We start from the raw sequence: 20,506 nt of genomic DNA on the forward strand, positions 1-20,506 counted from the left end.
TTTGTTGGCATAGTCTTTAAAAAGTATTTAATTGAAAATCGTTTTCAATTAAAAGAAGATGTGATATATTCATATTGTTTCGCGCAAAACAAAAAAGAGGAGTGGTTTCAATGCAGGTCGATTATGAAGTGATTATTGTTGGTGGTGGACCAGTTGGAATGATGGTAGCTGCAGAGCTGGCGTTGGCTAAAGTGAAGGTGTGCGTACTTGAGCGCTTAAAGGAAACGACCCCGTATTCACGGGCGCTCACTGTACATCCGCGCACACTGGAAATCCTGGATATGCGCGGGTTGAAAGCGAAATTACTTGATAGAGGAAAGCCGATTTCTACGGCGCATTTTGCTGCGCTTGATACACGCTTGGATTTTTCTGTCTTAGACTCTTCCTCCAACTACACACTGATTATTCCCCAACATGATACGGAGAAGGTACTAGAGGAGTGGGCAAAAAATCTAGGGGTGGAAATACGCAGGGAAGAGGAGGTAGTGGCAGTCAACCAAGATCAGCACGGGGTTGAGGTAGAGGCTGTCGGGCCGAATGGAAAGGTTGTGCTGACGGCACTCTATGTGGTCGGTGCAGACGGCGCTGCCAGCATTGTCCGCAAGCAGGCAGGCATTCCGTTTATCGGTAAGAATGCGACTTTTACGGCTATGCAAGGGGATGTCGTTTTGAAAAATCCGCTGGAATCAGGAATTCCTTCCTACTTTAATGAGCAAGGTTTGGTCATGATTGTACCCTTGCCAGCAGGAATGCATCGGGTGGTGCTGATCGATCCGGAGCGAATGGCAGTGCCAAAGGAAGAACCAGTTACATTGGAGGAACTGCGTGCTAGTTTGCTGCGTATTCTTGGAGACGATTTAGGAATTTCCGATCCGTTTTGGATGACTCGTTTTGGCAATGCGGCCTTGCAAGCTCAGCGTTATCGAGAAGGACGGATTTTCCTGGTCGGAGATGCAGCGCATATTCATTTTCCAGCTGGAGGACAGGGGATGAACGTTGGCTTGCAAGAGGCAATCAACCTGGGGTGGAAGCTGGCGGCCCATTTAAAAGGCTGGGCACCGGATTGGCTGTTGGATAGCTATCATACAGAGCGTTTCCCCATCAATACCGCATTGCTAACGAATACACAGGTGCAATCGGTGCTTTTCGGTAGTTCGGAATTCTCTCCATCCGTCATAGCTTTGAGGAATATGCTGTCCAACCTGCTGCAAATACCCGAGGCAAATTATCGGCTGGCTACCCAAATCTCTGCGTTCAATGTCCAGTATGAACCGGATAGGGAGACGCAACCGCATGTATTGAATGGTCGACGTTTTACAGAGTTGAATCTGCGCCTGGAGAACGGTGAGTGCCAGAATACATACGAGCTTTTTCATTCTGGTTCATTCCTCTTGCTACATTTCGGCTCGGATGATCGATTGGACGATGCTTTCGATTGGTCGAAATACAAGCATGTCCATGTAGCTCGCGCTTCGCTTGCTAAGGGAGCTGCTGAATGGCATGACGTACATACTGCGTTGATTCGACCGGATGGATATGTCGCATGGGCGGTTTCCCAAGAGGAGTCTAATCCGATGGAAGCTATTCGAAAAGGAATCATCCACTGGTGCGGACATGATTGATTGAAACAAGATTGTTTCGTGCAAAACAAAATGAAATTGTTTTTCTCGAAACAATCCGTATATAATGGAGAGGAGATGGTAATCTAGGAGACATGATATGCAAAGTACAGAACTTTCCAAGCAGAGGATCATACAGCTTTACATTCAGCTAGTCACGCAGCAAGAGCTGCGTGAAAGCAAATTGACTGCGCGAATGGCAGAAGAGATGCAGAAGCTGGAATCCGAAATGGGGGTGAAGCTAAACCTTACCCTATCCGAAATTCATTTCATTGCCTGTATCGGCGATCATGGTCCCATCAATGTCACCACGATTTCGGAGAAAGTCAACTTAACGAAAGGGTCCATAACGCGGATCAGCAAAAAGTTATGGAAGCTTGATTTAATTAAAAGGCAACAGCTGGTTGATAATAAGAAAGAAGTATACTATCGGCTAACGGCAAAGGGACAAAAGCTGTATAAGATTCATAACCGGATGCATCAGGATATTGAACAGCGATTTATGAGCTTTCTAGATAAATACACACCGGAGCAATTAGCATTTTCCCGCGAACTGCTGGAGGACTTGCTGGATTGGGATTTCTAAAATCGTAGACAAAGGGGCGCCATCACACAGATGGTGTCCTTTTCATTGACTCGGGGTCCTCTTGACAACTGAAACGGTTTGTCTCGTTGATCTAGTAACATAGGTTCAAGAAACATAATTATGACTAAGAATAATTATATCAGTCGACTTTGTGTGAAAAATATGTCTGTGAACAGAACTCTCGCTAAGTAAAAAGCCGAATTACCCCACGGTAATCCGGCTTTTTTGCTTATTTAAATCTTAGGTTGAATTTTGCATTTCTCATAGGAAACCGCTCTTAGTTAGGTATACGTCTGTCTTTCCACTCGTCAACTTCTCTTGGATCGATGTCGAGAACTTCGCAAATATGTAGCGCAATCGTAACAGTGGGATTGGTAATCCCGTATTCTATGTTCTGATAATGTTTCAAGGATACGTTTATGATCCTGCTTACTTTTTCCTGGGATAATTTCTTTTCTATTCGGGCATCTTTTAGTTTCAATTCTTGGAAGCTCTCCTTGAATTTTTACTCATATGTTAACCTGTTAGCGAATTTTTGATGACCCATGATACTTGGCTAAATAAAATACACGTATTATACTTACTATTATTGCTAGGCATTTGCATTTTGATAACCTCTAAAAACTAAGATGAAAGTGGAATGAAAATTCATAGAAGGATGTGAACTCCATGCATGAGTAATATAATTGACGGATCATAAGTAAGTTCAAGGAGATTTGATGGTAAATATTTACAAATACTTGTAACGATTATAAAATGTGGGAAGTTAAGTGTTTCTTATGTACATGGCTAAGGGGGATTTCTTTTAGTATGGAAACAAGAAAAACAACACAAAAATCGATACGCTCTGAAATAGATACAAATATAAAAGAGAACGGATATACACTTAGTAAACTCGGCGAGTTAAGTGGTGTGAATCCTGGACATTTGAGTGAGATCCTAAATAGCAATCCACCACGTGCCATTACAATTGGTCAGCTTGACACGTTGGCTAAGGTCTTTAAAAAGGCTCCTGGTTGGTTGTACGAGTTATACCCGGAAGAGTGCATAGCTGAGGAAAAAATTTCGCGTCCACATTTGATCCCTTACTTGGTTCGATGTGCCGAGATCGGGCGTCAGGATTGTATTGATGTGGTTGTCTCAAGATTGCTAGAGAACCCTAAAAACGTTTCCATTCTCTTCACTGTTGCAGAGCAATTATTTCAAACTGATGGAAAGGCTATGTCAGTCCCTTTTTATCAGCTAGTGATTGAAGCTGAAAAAGATAGTCATTCGGATCACTTTCTGATAAGTCAATATCGGTTATTTCGTGCGTTACAAGGTACAAGTCCAGAAGACAACTGGAAAGCGATCATAAGGTTTGAACCCTATCGGAACAGATTGTCCGAAAATCACCAATTGGACGCGTTGCTACATTTAGCGAATGCGTGCTACATGTTGCAGAAGTGGAAAGATGTAGAAAAATATGCTGACGAATTACGGACCCTAGCTATTGCAGTCTATCAGGATCAACTACGCAAGAAAGAGAGCGGTAAAACGGTTGAAATGTTACACACGGAACGTCATCTAGTTGTGTACTATGGCCAAGGCTCCTTGTTAAAAGGAGTTGCTCTCACTATGCAAGAACAGTATGTAGAAGCGGAAAAACACGTGATCGAATATACTGATCTTACTTGGTTTGAACTGTTAGATGAGATAGGGCATAAAGAAGTAAAGAAATTCAATATATGGGGCAGGGCTAACTTATATGGGCTTAACTTGAAGAAGGGAAACGTGAGTATCCTATCAGAGTATGTTGCTTTCTTACAGGAACATCCAAATGAAATTCTCCCTGGGATGTTGACCATCATCGAAGCAGCCAATAAACATAATTTTTGTATAGATGAGCTACTACATCGTTATTCTGCTAATCTATCCAGCTTTCATGACCATCAGAACCCTATTAATTTGAGTCAGAATTTTCACTTTTGGGATCAAAAGACTGAATATGAATTTAGAAAAGGAAACACGTCACAAGCGATAGATCAGTTACTGCTGTGCCTGGATTTATCTGACAAAATGACCTATCACCAAGGATTTAAACGTTGTGTCACAAAGTTTTGGAAACACTTGCCACATGCAACAAATGAGCAAAAAGATCGCTATGAAGCCATTTTAGAAGGGAGAGTGTGAATATGAAGAGATTTTTTGTTTTGTTATCCATGGCTTTGAGTTTTGGGCTGTTTTCCAGTGTTGGCCAGGCTTCTATAGCCAGCGAAACGCCATCTATTTCTGCTGTTTCTCCTCCTCCAGTTATGCAATATCATCACGGCGTAGGAGGCTAAATAGAGTTTGATAAAGGGTTCGAAAAAGCATCCCCAACAAAAAAAGGGATGCTTTTTTTATTTTCCCATTTTTCTAAGAACAGTGAATTTGGGAAATTGCAGTATAGTTATAAATGTATCCATTGTAAAAAAAAGGGAGGTGATAAGTATAGGAGCATTTGCATATAGAAAGGGCGTTCCACCCATTCGTCAGGTTAATGGAACGCCCGCAGGAGGAGCAGATACAGCTCCTATAAGTAAATGTACCACGCTACCGTTAGATCGGGAAGGAGGAACTTATCACGATGTAGATCATTTGAAAAACATTGTGGAACAATTACGTGAACAACTGGTGCAATTGTTTTTGGAGAAGAATGATTTGTTGGATGATGAAGTCGTGGAATTAAGTCAGCAATTGGATCAGTACATCCTGGTAATTCAATCAAGAATGATTCAAAAATAAGAAAATAAGGTTTTATTTGGGTTTGGGTATTTAGAACCTTTTTTAGGAATATATGTTATGGTTGTTTTCTATTTAAAATTTCCAATACTATACAGGAGGGTAAAAAATGAATATTAAGAAACTTTCTTTCGCAACTCTCTTACTTAGCAGTTTAGTTGTATCTGGAGCTGGTTCCGCCTTCGCAGCATCTCAAGGTGAGATTATTAAAATAGGTAACCTAAAAATCGTTGAACGTGTATATGAGAACCCAGAAGAGTATGATTTTACAGATGCCCTTACGAAGAGTGATTCATCTAAGATTGGTCCCTTAGGCAATGATATGACTGGCAAAGTGTATGAAATGTCTAAGAAGGACCTATACAAATCAAAATCTTATGAAGCTGATATTGAGAATGATAGTAACGAAAACGATTCCATTTCAAGAAAGGTTACAAGAAAAACCTTTCTGACCGGTAAAATAGGTGCGTCAGCTGAGACGAAAGTCAACTGGAGGATAATAGAGGGGAAAGTGGGGATTAATGCAGAAGTTTCATTTGGAAAAGAAGACATTATAGAAACAACCCAAACTTGGGTCATACCAAAGCGTACGATGACAACCGTTGAATACGGATCAAAAGCAGTAAAAACCACTGGAAGCTTAGTCGAATATTTTCAAGGCAGAGTAGTAGATTCTAACTACGTTAACGTCAAATATTCGTACAAAGAGTATTATAGTAAAAAATCAATAGATCTATGATCCGACCTCTCCATATGCTTCTCCTTCTGTTCATAGTTCTTCTTAGTGGTTGTAGCGAGGGTAGTTCATCAGGAACAGTCCCTACAGATAAGTCATATGCAAGCGTCTACGATTATTTTGAACAAATTACAGGGGAGAATTTAAAAACATCCGTGCTACAGATAACAAAAAATAGTAATTCGGCAGAACTCACGTTACGAATCTTAATTTCGGACGATTTGAGAGAAAAAATGATGCATACGGAAAAACCCATTTACTTTTCGTTTGCAGATATGCCGGGTAACGAGACCATTAAAAATTTGCTTGCAGAGACTCCTTCACTCGTTCAAATTGATTTAAACAGTAATGAGAGTCGGTATACGATTACGCAACAGCTAAAGCTAAAAGAAAATTTGTCAGAAGCTGATAACCAGGCGCTATTGTCTCCTGCTAATTATCGACTTCAGGTTATAAACGAAGAAAAGCTCTCCGTAGCTAGTTTTATGGGTTTAGAATATTCGCTACTTCCTGAAGATAATCAGAAGTAGCAAATCGCTTGTTACGAATTGTACATCTTGTGGCAAACGTGGCCACACCCTACATGGTATTTTGGGGGTACCGCCAACCAAATGTGACATGGATGTAATAAAAAACTCGTTTTCCTGTACGCTAAGGAACTCGAGTTTTTTCATATTGCCGGTACCCATGGGAGTAGCATCCATTGTTCCCTGGAATACAGTGCTTGGAGTGAGCGATACAGGCGTTGACAGAACGAGGAGAATTGATCGATGACAATCTATTACAATCGTACGATTATTTCCGTTTCGTGAGGTGCCCCCTATTGTCCGAATCAATCCATTCTTGTCGCTTGAAAGCATCAGCATGTATTTACAGCGTGAACGATTCTTTATCTTAACGTACAGGATACCAGCGTTTTTTCTGTCATCCAGGGCTTAGCGTACAAAATCCGCATATTGTTGGCGGTACCCCTTATTGGAATACGGAGCTGATCCACTTCTTGCTACACAGTATGCCCCAGAACACCCATTCAAGTTATCTAGTCCGATCGCAGAAGCAAGAATGTTGGGGAATCGTGAAAATCAGTAACTTCTCATTCGCACAGGGGTAGTGCCTTCTTTTTTCAATCGATTATAATAACGTATAAAAGCTAGTTACCTGTTAGGAGAAAGAGGGAACCTCCATGGCTTATACGACCCAGGAAAGCGGTATTTTTCCAGCAGTCTGTTCACTTGATTGCCCGGACCAATGTGGATTACTCCTTCATAAAAAAGAGGGGAAAATCGTCAAAATTGAAGGGGACCCGAACCATCCGGTGACGAAGGGGAATATTTGCAACAAAGTCCGCAACATGACAGAGCGCATTTACGATCCCAAGCGACTCACGCATCCGTTGAAGCGTATTGGCAAAAAAGGGAGCGGGGAGTTTGTTCAAATCAGTTGGGAGGAAGCCATCACTACCATAACCGAACGCTGGCGTGCCTTGATCGACTCAGACGGTCCTGAGAGCATTTTGCCTTACAGCTTTTACGGAAACATGGGGCGGATTAGTGTTGAAGGTATGGACCGCCGTTTTTTCCATCGTATGGGGGCCAGTCAACTTGACCGTACGATATGCAACAGTGCAGGGGCTGTAGGGTACAGCTACACGATGGGCGGAGCCTTTGGAACAGATCCGGAAGACACCGTTCATTCCAAGCTATTCATCATGTGGGGGATCAATACGGTTAGCACCAACATGCATCAAGTGGTGTTTGCGGAACAGGCTCGAAAAAATGGGGCGAAGATCGTCGTGATTGATGTCCATAAAAATCAGACGGGTCGATGGGCTGATTGGTTTATCCCGATTTTACCCGGAACAGACACGGTTTTGGCTTTGGGCATCATGCATGTGCTTTTTGCAGAAAACTTGGTAGATTTAGCCTTTATGGAGAAGTATACGGTAGGACATGAAGAGCTCAGGGAGCATGTACGTACCTACGACCCTATTACCGTATCAGCCATTACGGGTGTCCCTGTCGACGATATTTACAAATTGGCGAGAATGTATGGAACCACATCCCCGTCCTTTATTCGCATTGGAAATGGCATTCAGCATCACGACAATGGTGGAATGTGTGTAAGGACGATTGCTTGTCTTCCGGCCCTGACAGGGCAGTGGCTTGTCAAAGGCGGTGGGGCCAATAAAGGGAATAAAGGTTTCCTGGAGCACAACAAGCTTGCCGTGCAGCGACCAGATTTGCTGGCCAATAAACAGACGAGAGTCATCAACATGAATGAACTTGGGAAAGCGCTGCTCGATACAGATCCACCGGTGAAATCACTCTTCGTCTATACGAGCAATCCAGCCATTGTCGCACCGGAAGGAAACAAAGTTCGGGAAGGCTTGGCGAGAGAGGACTTGTTCACGGTCGTACACGACTTATTTTTGACGGAGACGGCTCTTTATGCCGATATCGTTTTGCCAGCGACGTCTTCTTATGAAAATACTGATTTTTACACGTCGTATTGGCATCATTACATTCAACTTCAGCAACCAGTGATCGCCCCATTTGGAGAGAGCAAGTCCAACACGGATGTTTTCCGCTTGCTGGCTGCTGCCATGGGATATGACGAACCTGCTTTTCAAGACAGCGATGCAGAGATGGTCAGACAGGCGTTGGAGGGGCACGATAATCCTCATCTAGAAGGAATCACGTATGAAACTTTGGTCGAAAAACAATATGCCAAAGCCAATCTGGAACCTTTCTTTTTGGAACATCTCCCCACCCCAAGTGGCAAAATTGAGCTTTACTCGCAAGCAATGGCAATACGAGGGCTGCCTCCATTACCGACGTACACGCCATTAGTGAATGATGGGGATTTCCCGTATTTATTTGTCCCGGGACCCAATCACAATTATTTGAACTCCACGTTCTCGAATAATGAAAAACATAAGAAGATGGAAAAAATACCTCGTTTACACATGAATGTGGTGGATGCTAGTACTCTAGATATTAGTGATGGAGATACGGTCCGCATATGGAATGAGCGGGGAGAGTGTGAACTCGTGGCAGCTGTCGGCGAAAATGTTCTCACGGGTGTCGTCGTGAGCCAAGGCTTATGGGCAGACAACGAAGGGCCGAAGCATTATGTAAATGCCCTCACACCAGACCGAATCGCGGATATGGGTGGAGGAGCGACGTTTTTCTCTGGACGTGTTGATGTGGAAAAGATCATTCGATAAAAGCAGCGAGTGCCCTATTGTAGCAGGGCACTCGTTGTTCATGAAAAAGTGTCCCTACTGCACATGGCAGAGGGACACTTTCTCATGTTACTTACAGGACGAAGCTGACGACGACACCAGACAAAAGACTAACTAGCGTGGCACCGAATAACAGTTTTAACCCAAAGCGAGCAACCACATTGGATTGTTTCTCATTCAGTCCTTTCACCGCACCAGCGATAATGCCGATGGAGGAGAAGTTCGCGAACGAAACGAGGAAGACAGAGAGAATTCCTACTGTACGTGGGCTCAGTTCAGATACGACTTTGCCCAGCTCGATCATCGCCACAAACTCATTCGTTACGAGCTTTGTCGCCATGATACTACCAGCCGTCATCGCTTCCGCAAAAGGAATGCCCATCAGGATGGCAAAAGGAGCGAAGACGAAGCCGAGCATTTCTTGGAACGTCCAACCGAAAATCATGCCGAACAAGCTATTCACAGCCGCGATCAAGGCAACAAATCCGAGTAGCATAGCGCCAACGACTACTGCTACCTTGAAGCCGTCCATGATGTACTCAACGAGCATTTCAAAAAAGGACTGCTTTTCATTGCTTTGAATCTCCAGTAAATCTTCTTCTTCGTTCACTGTATAAGGGTTGATGATCGAAGCGATAATAAAGCCGCCAAACAGATTCAAGAACAGGGCTGTGACAACGTATTTCGGCTCAATCATCGTCATATACGCACCGACAATCGACATCGAAACAGTGGACATGGCTGACGCGCACAGCGTATACAGACGGTGTTCCGGCAAGGAGCCGAGCTGTTTTTTAACAGCGATGAATACTTCATTTTGGCCGACAATAGCGGAAGCAACAGCGTTATATGACTCCAGCTTACCCATGCCGTTAATTTTGCTCAGAACAAAGCCAATTGCCTTCATGATAATCGGCAAAATCTTGAAGTGCCGCAAAATACCGATGAGGACGGAAATGAAGACGATTGGGAGCAATACACCAAGGAAAAAGGACATTTGTCCGTCGTTTACCAGATTGCCAAATACGAAATTGATCCCTTCCGCTGCAAAAGCAAGAAGCTTTTCAAACGATTTGGAAATGGCTGAAACGAAAATAAACCCAAACTTGGTATGCAGAAGAAGAAAGGCAAGCAAAAATTGCAGAGCAATCATGACGATGATCGGTTTGTATTTGACCTGTTTACGTCCATTGCTCCCTAACAATGCTAACCCGATCACGATGAGTAAGCCAGCGATGGGAATGATGAAATTCATTACAACCTCCAAGAAATTAAATAGTGCTAAACTTAAAAGGCAAAAAAACGCACTTCCCGACAAGAGAAGTGAAAGCGGTTTATATTCTATCACCTCGATAATATGATTGCAATTTATATGTATGTTCAGAATTATTGTCCATAGCGTTTGGAACGCTGAAATCGGGCGTACTAGCATAAGCCCACCACCATACGGTTTATGGAGGAGGTGAAATCCTTGGATGAGTTGCAGAGGCTCAAGCAGTTTATCACTTCAGCAGAGCATGTCTGGACTCAGATCGCGAATTCGCCGAGAGGAAAGCCTGTATATACCGTAAACGGTGTGGATTACACGCCATTGCCCGAAAAATACAACACCAAACGAAAAATCTCCCGTATTTTCCGCCGGTATTGGGGGAAGCAATTGACGGAAGTGATGATTCGGAATCTCCATTTGCGGATGCTAAAAGGTAAGCTCTGTGTTCCTTATCGTGACATCCCACCTTTTCCTGCAACCGTGTTGTCGTTGCAGATAAAAGTGAATCTGCCGGATCATCGGACCGTGGCTGCGATACTGAGCGGGGGCGGGAAAAGAACAAGAGTGGACTACCGTTTGATCCGAGTCGGCGCAACCAAAACGTTCACGATCATGAAACGCTCAGGCGAGCAGTTTGATCTGAGATATCAATCTCTTGCTACCATACCCCTCAACCCGAAGGCACAACCCGTACGTAGAACCAAGCAACGGGGAAGAACCAAAAAGTAACGAAAAGCTCCTCAATTCCCCCGAATCATAAGGGACGAGGAGCTTTTGTAATATCGTTAGGCACGAATGGAAACACGGTATTCCCGCAGCCAATAATCCAGCTGGCCGAGATAGGCGAACAACTGGGGTGTACTCATGAGCTGACCGAAAAACGGAATGCTCGAAGCCTGTGCATCTGACTCGGCAATTTTTCGAATCGTTGGAACATCTACCAGTTGAAGCAGTGGAGAGGAAGAGTCGTTTACTATATCGAGCAGCCAAGAGCGAACGGCTTCCGTATAAGCGGGATTGTGTGTTTTCGGGTACGGGCTTTTCTTGCGATACAGCACTTCGTCCGGCAAGATTCCTTCCATGGCTTTTCGCAAAATTCCTTTTTCCCGATTCCCGTGCGTCTTCATATCCCATGGGATGTTCCAGACGTATTCCACGATGCGATGGTCACAGAACGGGACGCGCGCTTCCAGACTGGCCGCCATACTCATTCGGTCTTTGCGATCCAACAGCGTGTTCATGAACCACGTTATATTCAAATAAAACATTTCCCGTCGGCGAGCTTCAATGGGATCTTCGCCTGGAAGATGTGGGACTTCATCGAGAGATTCCTCATACCGCATGGCAACGTATTCCTCGGGTTTGACCCAATCACGAAGATCAGGGGATAGCCAGGAGGCACGTTCTTTCGTCGCTCTCGACCATGGAAACGTTCCGGCATTCAGCAGTTCCTCGCGATGAAACCACGGATACCCGCCAAATACTTCATCTGCGCATTCTCCAGAGAGGACGACGGTCGTCTCTTTTTTTATTTCGCGGCAAAACAGGTAAAGGGACGCATCCACATCAGCCATCCCCGGCAAGTCGCGGGCGAGTGTCGCTGTTTTCAGGGAATCAATCAAATCGTCTGTGTCAAACTCAATGGTGTGGTGCTGGGTTCCGAGAAACTTTGTAACGAGCTGCACATAAGGTTCATCCTCATTCGGTTGAAAAGTACTTGCCTTGAAATGTTTTCGGTTGTCTACGTAATCGATGGAGTAGCTGTGCAGGGTTCCACGGCCTGTTTTTTGAAAATGATCTGCCGCAACAGCTGTGATAATGCTCGAGTCTAACCCACCTGACAAGAGGGTCGAAACGGGCACATCCGCAACCAATTGGCGTTCAATCGAATCCGTGACTAACTCCCTGACACGTTCCGCAGTTGTCTCCAGGTCATCTGTATGTGGGTGGCTTTCGAGCTGCCAATAGCGTTTTTGCTTGACGCTATCACGCGTCACCAACAGATAGGAGCCGGGCCGAACCTCGTGTACGTTATGAAAAACACCATGGCCAGGCGTACGAGCGGGACTAATTCCGAAAACCTCAGCCAAGCCTTCACGAGAGAGCTCTGGTTTGACTTCGGGGTGAGCGAGCAAGGCTTTTAGCTCGGAGGACAGTAGAAATGAACTGCCTCTTTGCGCATAAAACAGCGGCTTAACCCCCATACGGTCACGGCCGACAAACAATCTTTGTTCGCGTTCGTCCCAGATCGCAAAAGCAAATATGCCGTTTAGCTTTGACAGACAATCTGGCCCCCACTCCAAATACGTGTGCAAAAGTACCTCCGTATCCGAGTGAGATTGAAAGGTATGTCCGCAAGCAAGCAGTTCTGCTCGCAAATCCTCGGTATTATACAATTCACCATTGTAAATCATGGTGCAGGCATGTTTGTTTTTGATAGCCGACATAGGCTGCTGTCCGCCAGCAGGGTCTACGACCACAAGGCGGCGATGACCGAGTGCCGCGCGAGGAGTCAGCCAAAAGCCTTCTGCATCAGGGCCTCGATCCTTGAGGCATTGGGTCATTTTTTGCAGCACATCACGTTCACCAGATAAGTCCTTTTCCCAATCAATCCATCCTACAATTCCACACATGGCATGATCACCCTTCTCCTGAAGCATTGCACACACAGCGTATGCAATCAGCCTAGCGAGGTTGTCTGTCCAGCAGGGAATTGCGGGTAATATGCGGAATTTATAGAAGATTTAAAATAAAGGAGGCTGCGGTGGACAATCTCACGTTATTGCTCATTGAAAGAATGGGCATTCTTTTGACGCTGGCATTTATTTTGACAAGGACACCATTATTTCGCCAGCTTTTAGACCGCGAATTGCACGTAGGGACGTCAATCGCCTTTTCCGTGATGTTCGGGTTGTTTGGGATTGCGGGTACATATGCAGGAGTGGTCGTGCAAGGGGATAGCTATCTTCCTGCATTTTGGATATTTCGCTTGTCATATGAAGAAATTATCGCGAATTCTACTTTGGTAGGAGTCGTTATTGGAGGTTTGCTAGGAGGACCTCTCGTTGGCCTGGGGGCAGGTGTCATTGCTGGGCTTCATGTCTTCCAATTGGGAGGATTCGCCGCAGCACCGATGGGCTTATCGATCCCGATCACGGGGGTGCTGGCAGGATACGTAGCGCGTTTTTTCTCGCAGGAGCGGGTTATTTCTCCGTCCAAAGCTATGTTCATCGGTATGTTCGCGCCCATTATACAGATGTCGCTTTTATTGATCATGGCAGCTCCGCCAGAATTGGCGCGAACCATGGTCAACGTGATTGGGATTCCGATGGTGCTGACGAATAGCGTTTCGATTGCGATTTTTACGACGATGATACGAGTTGCCTTGCAAGAGGCAGAACGTTCGGCTGCCATTGAGGCGGAGCGTTCCTTTACGATAGCGGAAAGAATTTTGCCACACCTGAAAAGGGGGCTTACACCGCAGACATCTCAGTCAGCAGCCCTCGTCTTACAAAAAGAAACGAAAGCAGCCGCCGTTGCTGTAACCGATCGAGAACGGCTCCTTGCGCACGTGGGAGTGGGGGCAGACCATCATCATCCAGGAGAAGCGCTCAATAGTGAGCTCGATAAGCGGGCTCTGTATAGCGGTGGAATTGACAAGGGATTGACGAGAGAGAGCATAGGGTGCAAGCGCAAAAATTGTAACCTGCATGCAGCGATTCTCGTGCCGATTAAAGAGGGGGACAGCGTCGTTGGACTGATCAAACTCTATTATCGGAGGCCGCAACAAATAGGAAAAGTTCAAGAAGCACTAGCAAAAGGGCTTGGCAACCTGATCTCCAATCAATTGACCCTATCTCTCACGGAGCAAATGAAAGGGTTAATGAAGGATGCAGAGTTGCGGATGCTACAGGCACAGATTCATCCTCACTTTTTGTTCAACACGTTGAATTCCATTGTGACCTTGATACGAATTGATCCGCAGCTAGCCCGGCATATGACCATTCAGCTTGGCGTGTTCATGCGATTCAACCTGAAGCTCACAGCGAGTCCGCTTGTCACCGTGAGACAGGAGTTGGATCACCTGCATGCTTATTTGGAAATTATCAAAATCAGATTTTCCGAGCAATTCGCCGTTCGCACCATCATTGATGGGGGGGTAGAGGAAGCCCTTATTCCTCCTGGCACGTTGCAGCCGTTATTTGAGAATTGCATTCAGCATGGTGTTCGCGACATCACGAACGGCGGTGAGATCATCCTCCATGTGAGACGGCAGGATGTGCACGTTGTTTTTCAAATCGAAGATAATGGCGAAGGCTTTCCCGACAACTTGCTGCCAGTTCTGGGAAAGGTGCCAATGGAGAGTAAGGAGGGCAACGGAATTGGCATCCATAATGTCAACCAACGTCTGATCAGCTTGTGCGGACAAGATGCCCAACTTCATTTTGCCAATAAACAAGAAGGCGGTAGTACGATTATCTTTACTATTCCGATTACAAAAGAGGTGAGTGCCTGATGCCAATACGCGTCATGATTGCAGAAGACGAGCGACTAGCACGCGAAGAACTGAGCTATTTACTGCTACAAGAAGGAGACGTAGAATTGCTGCCCTATGCCACTAACGGCCGAGAGCTGTTGGAAATGGTCGATGTGCACGAACCGGATGTCGTCTTCCTGGACATGAAAATGCCTGAGCTGGAAGGGGCGCAGGCAGCAAGAATGCTCGCTTCACGCAAGCAGCATCCCCTCATCGTTTTTTGTACCGCATATGAGGAATTTGCCATCGATGCGTTTAAGTTGTACGCCGTCGATTATTTGTTGAAGCCTACGGAGCCCAAGCGTCTGGTAGAAACGATGCAACGAATACGCGAGCGTCTAGTCAAGCCAAAAGTAGAGCCTGTCCAGACAAAACGAACCAAGCTGTTGGTAGAAGACAATAGTAGATTAGTGGTCATTGATCCAGCGACGATTGTCTATGCGGTGCGGGAGGAGCGGTATGTGCAAATCGTCACCCAAACGGCGACGTACTCGACGCGGATGACCCTGACACAACTGGCGGAAAAGCTTTTCGCATACGACTTTTTCCGTACCCACAAAAGCTATTTGGTCAATCTTCAATTCGTGAGCGAGCTCGAACCATGGTTCAACGGTGCCTACAATCTGATTTTGAAGGGAGAAGGAAGACCGCGTATTCCCGTATCTCGGACCTCCGCCAAGGATTTGCTCAAACGTCTCGAGGAGTAAGCCTGGTGATCCATCGTTTGCAGATCGTGGTTAAAAATCTGCCACTGACACACTCTCCCCGACATCTTACGCAGAAAAATACACGGTTAGAAAAGGATTCTCTACAATGTAGGAAGCGCTTACATTTCTGTAGATGAGGGGGAGGTTCCCATGGGCAAATCCGCTTCGGCAAAAAAAGCCGAGGATCAGAAGAAGCAAGCTGTTGATTATGCAGCGGTAATTCAGTCAGCCACTTTCAAAGAGCTCTTAAGAAGAAAAAAAGCGTTTATTTTGCCATCTTCTATTTTTTTCTTCGTGTTTTACTTTACCCTTCCAATTTTAACCTCCTACTTCACCGTACTGAACCAACCAGCTTTTGGAGCCATTTCGTGGGCGTGGGTATTTGCCTTTGCTCAGTTCGTCATGACATGGGGCCTCTGTATTCTGTACACCAGGCGGGCAGCGCAGTTTGATCAACTTGTTGAGAAAATCAAACAAGAGGCAGGTGGACGGGGCTAATGAACGTTACTGCATTTTTACTCTTTCTCGGCATTGTTCTTTTGACACTTGTCATCACCTTTTACGCTTCGAAAAAGACGAACACGACTAGTGAGTTTTATACCGCTGGAGGCGGCTTGACGGGTTGGCAAAACGGCCTCGCGATTGCGGGAGATTACATGTCCGCTGCTTCCTTTCTGGGAATTGCCGGGATGATTGCATTGAGCGGATTTGATGGCTTCTTCTACAGTATCGGTTTTCTTGTCGCGTATCTCGTTGTGCTCTACTTGGTAGCAGAGCCTTTGCGTAATTTAGGAAAATACACGATGGCAGATATGATAGCCGCGCGTTTTGACAATAAAAAGGTTCGTGGTGTCGCCGCTCTCAATTCGATTGCGATCTCGATTTTTTATATGATCGCGCAATTGGTCGGAGCAGGGGCCTTGATCAAGCTGCTCTTGGGGCTGGATTACACGACATCTGTATTGATCGTAGGGGCATTGATGACGATCTACGTCGTCTTCGGCGGGATGACGGCTACCTCGTGGGTGCAGATTGTCAAAGCGGTTTTGTTGATGATCGGAACATTCATCATCTCTATGATGGTTTTTGCCAAATTCGATTTTAATCTCTTGAAAATGTTCGAGCAAATGAAGACAGTGACACCATTGGGAGAGCAATTCCTCAATCCTGGCAACAAGTTTAAAGTGGGGCTCGATACCATTTCACTGAATCTCGCGCTGGTGCTCGGAACAGCTGGATTGCCGCATATTTTGATTCGTTTCTTCACCGTAAAAGATGCCACGACAGCTCGCAAATCAGTTGTGTACGCGACGTGGATCATTGGCGCCTTCTATGTCATGACGATCTTCCTCGGCTTCGGGGCGGCAGCCTTTGTAGGAGCGGGGAATATGGACCCCGCAGGTAACATGGGAGCTCCACTGCTTGCGCAAGCACTTGGCGGCAATTTCTTGTTCGCCTTTGTATCTGCGGTTGCCTTCGCTACCATTCTCGCGGTAGTGGCTGGGCTGGTGCTGACTGCGGCTTCTGCCTTTGCACACGACTTTTACGGACACGTATTACGCCAAGGAAAAGCAACAGAAAAGGAGCAAATGAAGATGGCCAAATGGGCGTCTGTCGGTGTCTCGATTGTCTCCATCTTGCTCGCCTTGTTTGCACAAAATCTGAACGTGGCTTTCCTTGTTGCGCTGGCTTTCGCAGTAGCGGCGAGTGCAAATCTACCAGTGATTTTGTTCACGATCTTCTGGAAAAGGTTCAATACGGCAGGAGCAATCAGCGGGATGCTCGTCGGTTTGTTCAGCTCTCTCATTCTCGTTGCGTTGAGTCCTAACGTTTGGAATCCTGTAGCTGGAAAAGCCATTTTGGTTGGCGAAGCGCTGTTCCCGTTGCCGAATCCGGGCATTGTCTCGATCCCGTTAGGGTTTTTGGCAGCATGGATCGGAACCTTGTTGTCTAGTTCTCGTGATGATAAGAAGTACGATGAAATTTTGGTGAAAGCGAATACAGGAATGAAAGATTCAGCGTAGAAACAGTAAACGTAGGAAGCTCATGCCACGAAGAGAAGGCTAGGGTTAACCCCTGGTCTTTTTTATTTATGCAAGAAGGGAGAGGTATTGTCCGTGACGACGATCATCTTTTTCCTTGCCGTCATTATCGGAACGATGGCCATCACTTATTCGGCTGCCAAACAGACGGGGACGACGAAAGACTTCTATGCAGCAGGAAATCGCTTGAACGGGTTACAAAATGGCATTGCCATCGCAGGCGATTACATGAGTGCTGCCTCGTTTTTGGGGATTGCGGGAACGATTGCGATGTACGGCTTTGACGGGTTCGTGTATGCGATTGGCTTTTTTGTCTCTTATCTGATTATTTTGTTTTTAGTTGCGGAGCCGTTGCATAATTTGGGGCGTTATACGTTGGCAGACGCGATTGCCGTCAGGTTTGACAGTCTTTGGCTGCGTGGCGTTGTTGCCTGTACGACTCTATTAATTACGATTTTTTACATGTTGGCGCAATTAGTTGGGGCAGGTGCCCTCATTCATTATTTATTGGGAGTGCGTTACGATACGGCTGTCTTGATTGTCGGGAGCCTGATGACATTTTACGTCGTGTTCGGCGGGATGGTGGCGACCTCCTGGGTTCAGATTATTAAAGCGATTTTGCTCCTGACAGGGACATTGATCCTAAGTCTGATCGTGTTTGCCCGTTTTGATTGGAGCTTCTCCGAAATGTTTTCACATGTGAGTACGATTACACCTCTGCAGGAACAGTTCTTACAGCCGGGTAATCAACTTCATGATCCGCTGGAAACGATCTCCCTGCATTTGGCCTTGATTCTCGGTACCGCCGGACTCCCCCATATTATCTCCCGGTTATTCACAGTCAAGGACGCAAAGACGACTCGAAATTCGATTTACACCGCTACCTGGGTCATCGGCGCTTTTTATTTGATGACGGTCTTTCTCGGATTCGGGGCGAGCACGTTTGTAGGCTACGAGGCATTGAAAAATGTGGGTTTCGGGGGGAATCTGACCGTCACGCTCTTGGCAGATGCTCTCGGTGGAGAGTTTTTGATGGCGTATATTGCTGCTGTTGCCTTCGCGACGATATTGGCAGTCGTGACAGGACTTGTGCTCTCTGCCTCTTCTGCGTTCGCGCATGATGTCTACAGTCATTTGATCAGACGAGGGGGCGCATCAGAAAAAGAACAGGTCACTATGGCAAAGCTTTCGTCAGTGGCAGTGGGCGTGATTTCCATTTGGCTGGCTATCGGTGCAGAAAAAATGAACGTGGCGATTCTCGTTGCGCTGACGTTTGCGGTAGCCGCATCATCCAATTTGCCACTGCTGTTGTTTACGTTGTATTGGAAGCGGTTTACCGTGAGAGGAGCGATTTGTGGCGTCCTGACAGGGTTAACGGCATCAGTAGTCCTTGTCATTTTAGGACCGACTGTTATGCATCCCCTCACCGGACTTATCCGTGCGGAGCCCCTTTTTCCACTGACGAATCCCGGATTGGTCTCCATACCACTCGGCTTTTTAGGTGCTGTGCTCGGGACACTATTGGATCGGCCTGATCCAGATGCCGAAATGAAGTACCAACGCGTACTGTTTCAGGCGTTGACAGGAATCCGAGTTCCACCTGCGAAGAAAACGGAACAAGAATCTGCATAAAGCCTCTCCACGTGCCCCACTCTAGGAGTAGAAGGAGGAGGGGTAAGTGGGTACGACGAAAGAGTCAGACGCATTATCACATGACCAGCCAGATGTCTATGAACGCGCAAGGCTGGCACTGGATGATCTGATTGAAGAGCTATGTGAAGCACTGGAAGAGGAAGATACCGAATCCTATAAGCGAAAAGGCTATGAGATGATCGGGAGCTACTTTCGAGAGCCGGTTAATACCGGGGAATTAACCTTGATTTATGCTGCGGTGCTTACCGATATCCTCTATAAGCTGGAGTTGACGCAGCAAGGGGAAAACGTAGCAATGGTCCGTGATCAGTACAGCATGATGAAAAAAGACGACTGAGTGGCGACCCCGTTTGAGGGTCGTTTTTTGATTCGCACGATCCCGCCCTGCATGTTTCATTGGGCAACCATTCATACTACGGGTAAACGACATCAAAATGGGTGATTGGTATGGAAAAGGTCGGGCTCGTTTTGCAGGGCGGGGGAAGCCGTGGGATTTATACCGCTGGCGTTCTGGATTACTTTATGGAGCAGGAGCTTTACATCCCGTATGTGATTGCCGTGTCAGCAGGTGCGTGCAATGGAGCGGCATACTTGGCGAGGCAACGCGGATTGGGCAAGATTTATCATACGAAATACATTCACGATCCCCGGTACTTTCACTATAAAAATTTGATCACGAAGCGCTCGTTGTTTGGCATGGATTTTATTTTCAATGAGATGCCATACAAGCTGGAGCCGTTCGCCTTTGATCGGTTTCACGAAGCGAAGGAACAGTTTGTCGTCGTCACAACGGATTGCGCGACAGGGGAAGCCGTTTACTTTACGAAAGCCGACTGTGAGGATATTTTCCATGTGATTCGGGCTTCGTGCAGTCTTCCGTTTCTATCACCCAAGGTTACGATCAACGGACGTAAGCTATGGGATGGAGGCATCGTGCATCCGGTACCTTTCATGAAGTCCATGCTTGATGGCAATCAAAAACATATTATTGTGCTGACTTCTTCTTGTCCGCCAAGTGAGTGGATGCGTCGGCTTTCGCGTGTCGAGCGTCTTTTTTCTAGAAGTATGAGCTTGTGTCAAGCATTCATTCGTCATTTTCGCATCTATTGCGAGGCAATTGAGCAGGTCAAAGAGATGCAGAAGGAAGGCAGAGCGTTTGTTATCGCACCACCAATGGGTACCTTTCTACGAGGCTTTGAACGTCAAGAGGAGAAGCTGGAGCATTTTTACAGACAAGGCTACCAGGATGCACGTACCCAATTTTCTGAGCTTTGTACTTGGCTTGGTCTTGGAAGGAACAGGTGAAAAATGAGGAGACAGCTGTCCCGTGGATGTTTTTTCGGCAAAAT

General features: G+C 46.1%; 19 protein-coding genes. 16 read left to right on the forward strand and 3 right to left on the reverse strand.

The genetic code is table 11. The features are described 5' to 3' along the window. Positions 1–110 precede the first annotated feature (110 nt). Both ACFVS2_RS00505 and ACFVS2_RS00510 read left to right on the forward strand, forming a co-directional pair. On the forward strand, positions 111–1,622 hold the full coding sequence (locus ACFVS2_RS00505) for a monooxygenase (RefSeq protein ID WP_390229719.1): 1,512 nt from the start codon (positions 111–113) through the stop codon (positions 1,620–1,622). Positions 1,623–1,719: 97 nt separating this feature from the next. Continuing rightward, complete coding sequence (locus ACFVS2_RS00510; RefSeq protein ID WP_390229722.1) at positions 1,720–2,205, forward strand: MarR family transcriptional regulator; 486 nt, start codon at positions 1,720–1,722, stop codon at positions 2,203–2,205. Positions 2,206–2,482: 277 nt separating this feature from the next. On the opposite strand, the gene ACFVS2_RS00515 is transcribed toward ACFVS2_RS00510, so the two are convergent. Continuing rightward, positions 2,483–2,686 carry a helix-turn-helix domain-containing protein gene (locus tag ACFVS2_RS00515; RefSeq protein WP_142496321.1) on the reverse strand — a complete coding sequence of 68 codons (204 nt, stop codon included), beginning with the start codon at positions 2,684–2,686 and terminating at the stop codon, positions 2,483–2,485. A 329-nt stretch (positions 2,687–3,015) separates the two neighbouring features. Here ACFVS2_RS00515 and ACFVS2_RS00520 point away from each other — a divergent pair, with 329 nt between their 5' ends. The 6 genes from ACFVS2_RS00520 (at position 3,016) to ACFVS2_RS00545 (ending at position 8,930) form a co-directional block, all read left to right on the forward strand. After that, complete coding sequence (locus tag ACFVS2_RS00520) at positions 3,016–4,377, forward strand: DNA-binding protein (protein ID WP_390229725.1); 1,362 nt, start codon at positions 3,016–3,018, stop codon at positions 4,375–4,377. A gap of 2 nt (positions 4,378–4,379) precedes the next feature. Beyond that, on the forward strand, positions 4,380–4,529 hold the full coding sequence (locus tag ACFVS2_RS00525; protein ID WP_158265783.1) for a hypothetical protein: 150 nt from the start codon (positions 4,380–4,382) through the stop codon (positions 4,527–4,529). Positions 4,530–4,536: 7 nt separating this feature from the next. After that, positions 4,537–4,971, forward strand: a complete 435-nt coding sequence (locus ACFVS2_RS00530) for a Spo0E family sporulation regulatory protein-aspartic acid phosphatase (RefSeq protein WP_390229729.1) — start codon at positions 4,537–4,539, stop codon at positions 4,969–4,971. A 106-nt stretch (positions 4,972–5,077) separates the two neighbouring features. Further along, entirely contained in the window at positions 5,078–5,707 is a 630-nt protein-coding gene (locus ACFVS2_RS00535) for a hypothetical protein (protein WP_390229732.1), read from the forward strand. 152 nt (positions 5,708–5,859) lie between these two features. Then, complete coding sequence (locus tag ACFVS2_RS00540; protein WP_390229735.1) at positions 5,860–6,234, forward strand: hypothetical protein; 375 nt, start codon at positions 5,860–5,862, stop codon at positions 6,232–6,234. Between the two features lie 653 nt (positions 6,235–6,887). Beyond that, entirely contained in the window at positions 6,888–8,930 is a 2,043-nt protein-coding gene (locus ACFVS2_RS00545) for a molybdopterin-containing oxidoreductase family protein (protein WP_390229738.1), read from the forward strand. 91 nt (positions 8,931–9,021) lie between these two features. Here the strand turns inward: ACFVS2_RS00545 and ACFVS2_RS00550 are convergent, their stop codons facing one another. Then, entirely contained in the window at positions 9,022–10,203 is a 1,182-nt protein-coding gene (locus tag ACFVS2_RS00550) for a NupC/NupG family nucleoside CNT transporter (RefSeq protein WP_390229741.1), read from the reverse strand. Between the two features lie 207 nt (positions 10,204–10,410). Between ACFVS2_RS00550 and ACFVS2_RS00555 the strand changes: the two genes are divergently transcribed. Continuing rightward, positions 10,411–10,947: a DL-endopeptidase inhibitor IseA family protein gene (locus tag ACFVS2_RS00555; protein WP_173620338.1), complete on the forward strand. Its 537-nt coding sequence runs from the start codon at positions 10,411–10,413 to the stop codon at positions 10,945–10,947. Positions 10,948–11,003: 56 nt separating this feature from the next. On the opposite strand, the gene asnB is transcribed toward ACFVS2_RS00555, so the two are convergent. Then, the gene (gene asnB, locus ACFVS2_RS00560) at positions 11,004–12,851 is read right to left on the reverse strand and encodes an asparagine synthase (glutamine-hydrolyzing) (protein WP_390229745.1); all 1,848 of its coding nucleotides are present in this window, start codon (positions 12,849–12,851) and stop codon (positions 11,004–11,006) included. Between the two features lie 131 nt (positions 12,852–12,982). Between asnB and ACFVS2_RS00565 the strand changes: the two genes are divergently transcribed. The 7 genes from ACFVS2_RS00565 to ACFVS2_RS00595 all read left to right on the forward strand — a co-directional run bounded on the left by ACFVS2_RS00565 (position 12,983) and on the right by ACFVS2_RS00595 (position 20,462). Beyond that, on the forward strand, positions 12,983–14,734 hold the full coding sequence (locus tag ACFVS2_RS00565) for a LytS/YhcK type 5TM receptor domain-containing protein (RefSeq protein ID WP_390229748.1): 1,752 nt from the start codon (positions 12,983–12,985) through the stop codon (positions 14,732–14,734). Next, positions 14,734–15,462 carry a LytR/AlgR family response regulator transcription factor gene (locus ACFVS2_RS00570; RefSeq protein ID WP_390229751.1) on the forward strand — a complete coding sequence of 243 codons (729 nt, stop codon included), beginning with the start codon at positions 14,734–14,736 and terminating at the stop codon, positions 15,460–15,462. Before ACFVS2_RS00565 ends, ACFVS2_RS00570 begins: the two co-directional genes overlap by 1 nt. Before the next feature lie 150 nt (positions 15,463–15,612). Further along, entirely contained in the window at positions 15,613–15,960 is a 348-nt protein-coding gene (locus ACFVS2_RS00575; protein WP_390229754.1) for a DUF485 domain-containing protein, read from the forward strand. After that, positions 15,960–17,486, forward strand: a complete 1,527-nt coding sequence (locus ACFVS2_RS00580) for a solute symporter family protein (RefSeq protein WP_390229757.1) — start codon at positions 15,960–15,962, stop codon at positions 17,484–17,486. Before ACFVS2_RS00575 ends, ACFVS2_RS00580 begins: the two co-directional genes overlap by 1 nt. Positions 17,487–17,573: 87 nt before the next feature. Further along, complete coding sequence (locus ACFVS2_RS00585) at positions 17,574–19,136, forward strand: solute symporter family protein (protein WP_390229761.1); 1,563 nt, start codon at positions 17,574–17,576, stop codon at positions 19,134–19,136. Between the two features lie 46 nt (positions 19,137–19,182). Beyond that, positions 19,183–19,494, forward strand: coding sequence for a hypothetical protein (locus tag ACFVS2_RS00590; protein WP_390229764.1), 312 nt, complete (start codon positions 19,183–19,185; stop codon positions 19,492–19,494). Positions 19,495–19,604: 110 nt separating this feature from the next. Then, positions 19,605–20,462: a patatin-like phospholipase family protein gene (locus tag ACFVS2_RS00595; protein WP_390229767.1), complete on the forward strand. Its 858-nt coding sequence runs from the start codon at positions 19,605–19,607 to the stop codon at positions 20,460–20,462. Positions 20,463–20,506: the final 44 nt, after the last annotated feature.

This window comes from Brevibacillus sp. NPDC058079 (genome assembly GCF_042885155.1).
Lineage (GTDB): Bacteria > Bacillota > Bacilli > Brevibacillales > Brevibacillaceae > Brevibacillus.

Excerpts from the sequence above, each read along its gene's own strand:
- ACFVS2_RS00505 (WP_390229719.1), top strand. The coding sequence starts at position 111 with ATGCAGGTCGATTATGAAGTGATTATTGTTGGTGGTGGACCAGTTGGA.
- ACFVS2_RS00510 (WP_390229722.1), top strand. The coding sequence starts at position 1,720 with ATGCAAAGTACAGAACTTTCCAAGCAGAGGATCATACAGCTTTACATT.
- ACFVS2_RS00520 (WP_390229725.1), top strand. The coding sequence starts at position 3,016 with ATGGAAACAAGAAAAACAACACAAAAATCGATACGCTCTGAAATAGAT.
- ACFVS2_RS00525 (WP_158265783.1), top strand. The coding sequence starts at position 4,380 with ATGAAGAGATTTTTTGTTTTGTTATCCATGGCTTTGAGTTTTGGGCTG.
- ACFVS2_RS00535 (WP_390229732.1), top strand. The coding sequence starts at position 5,078 with ATGAATATTAAGAAACTTTCTTTCGCAACTCTCTTACTTAGCAGTTTA.
- ACFVS2_RS00545 (WP_390229738.1), top strand. The coding sequence starts at position 6,888 with ATGGCTTATACGACCCAGGAAAGCGGTATTTTTCCAGCAGTCTGTTCA.
- ACFVS2_RS00550 (WP_390229741.1), bottom strand. The coding sequence starts at position 10,203 with ATGAATTTCATCATTCCCATCGCTGGCTTACTCATCGTGATCGGGTTA.
- asnB (WP_390229745.1), bottom strand. The coding sequence starts at position 12,851 with ATGTGTGGAATTGTAGGATGGATTGATTGGGAAAAGGACTTATCTGGT.
- ACFVS2_RS00570 (WP_390229751.1), top strand. The coding sequence starts at position 14,734 with ATGCCAATACGCGTCATGATTGCAGAAGACGAGCGACTAGCACGCGAA.
- ACFVS2_RS00575 (WP_390229754.1), top strand. The coding sequence starts at position 15,613 with ATGGGCAAATCCGCTTCGGCAAAAAAAGCCGAGGATCAGAAGAAGCAA.
- ACFVS2_RS00580 (WP_390229757.1), top strand. The coding sequence starts at position 15,960 with ATGAACGTTACTGCATTTTTACTCTTTCTCGGCATTGTTCTTTTGACA.
- ACFVS2_RS00595 (WP_390229767.1), top strand. The coding sequence starts at position 19,605 with ATGGAAAAGGTCGGGCTCGTTTTGCAGGGCGGGGGAAGCCGTGGGATT.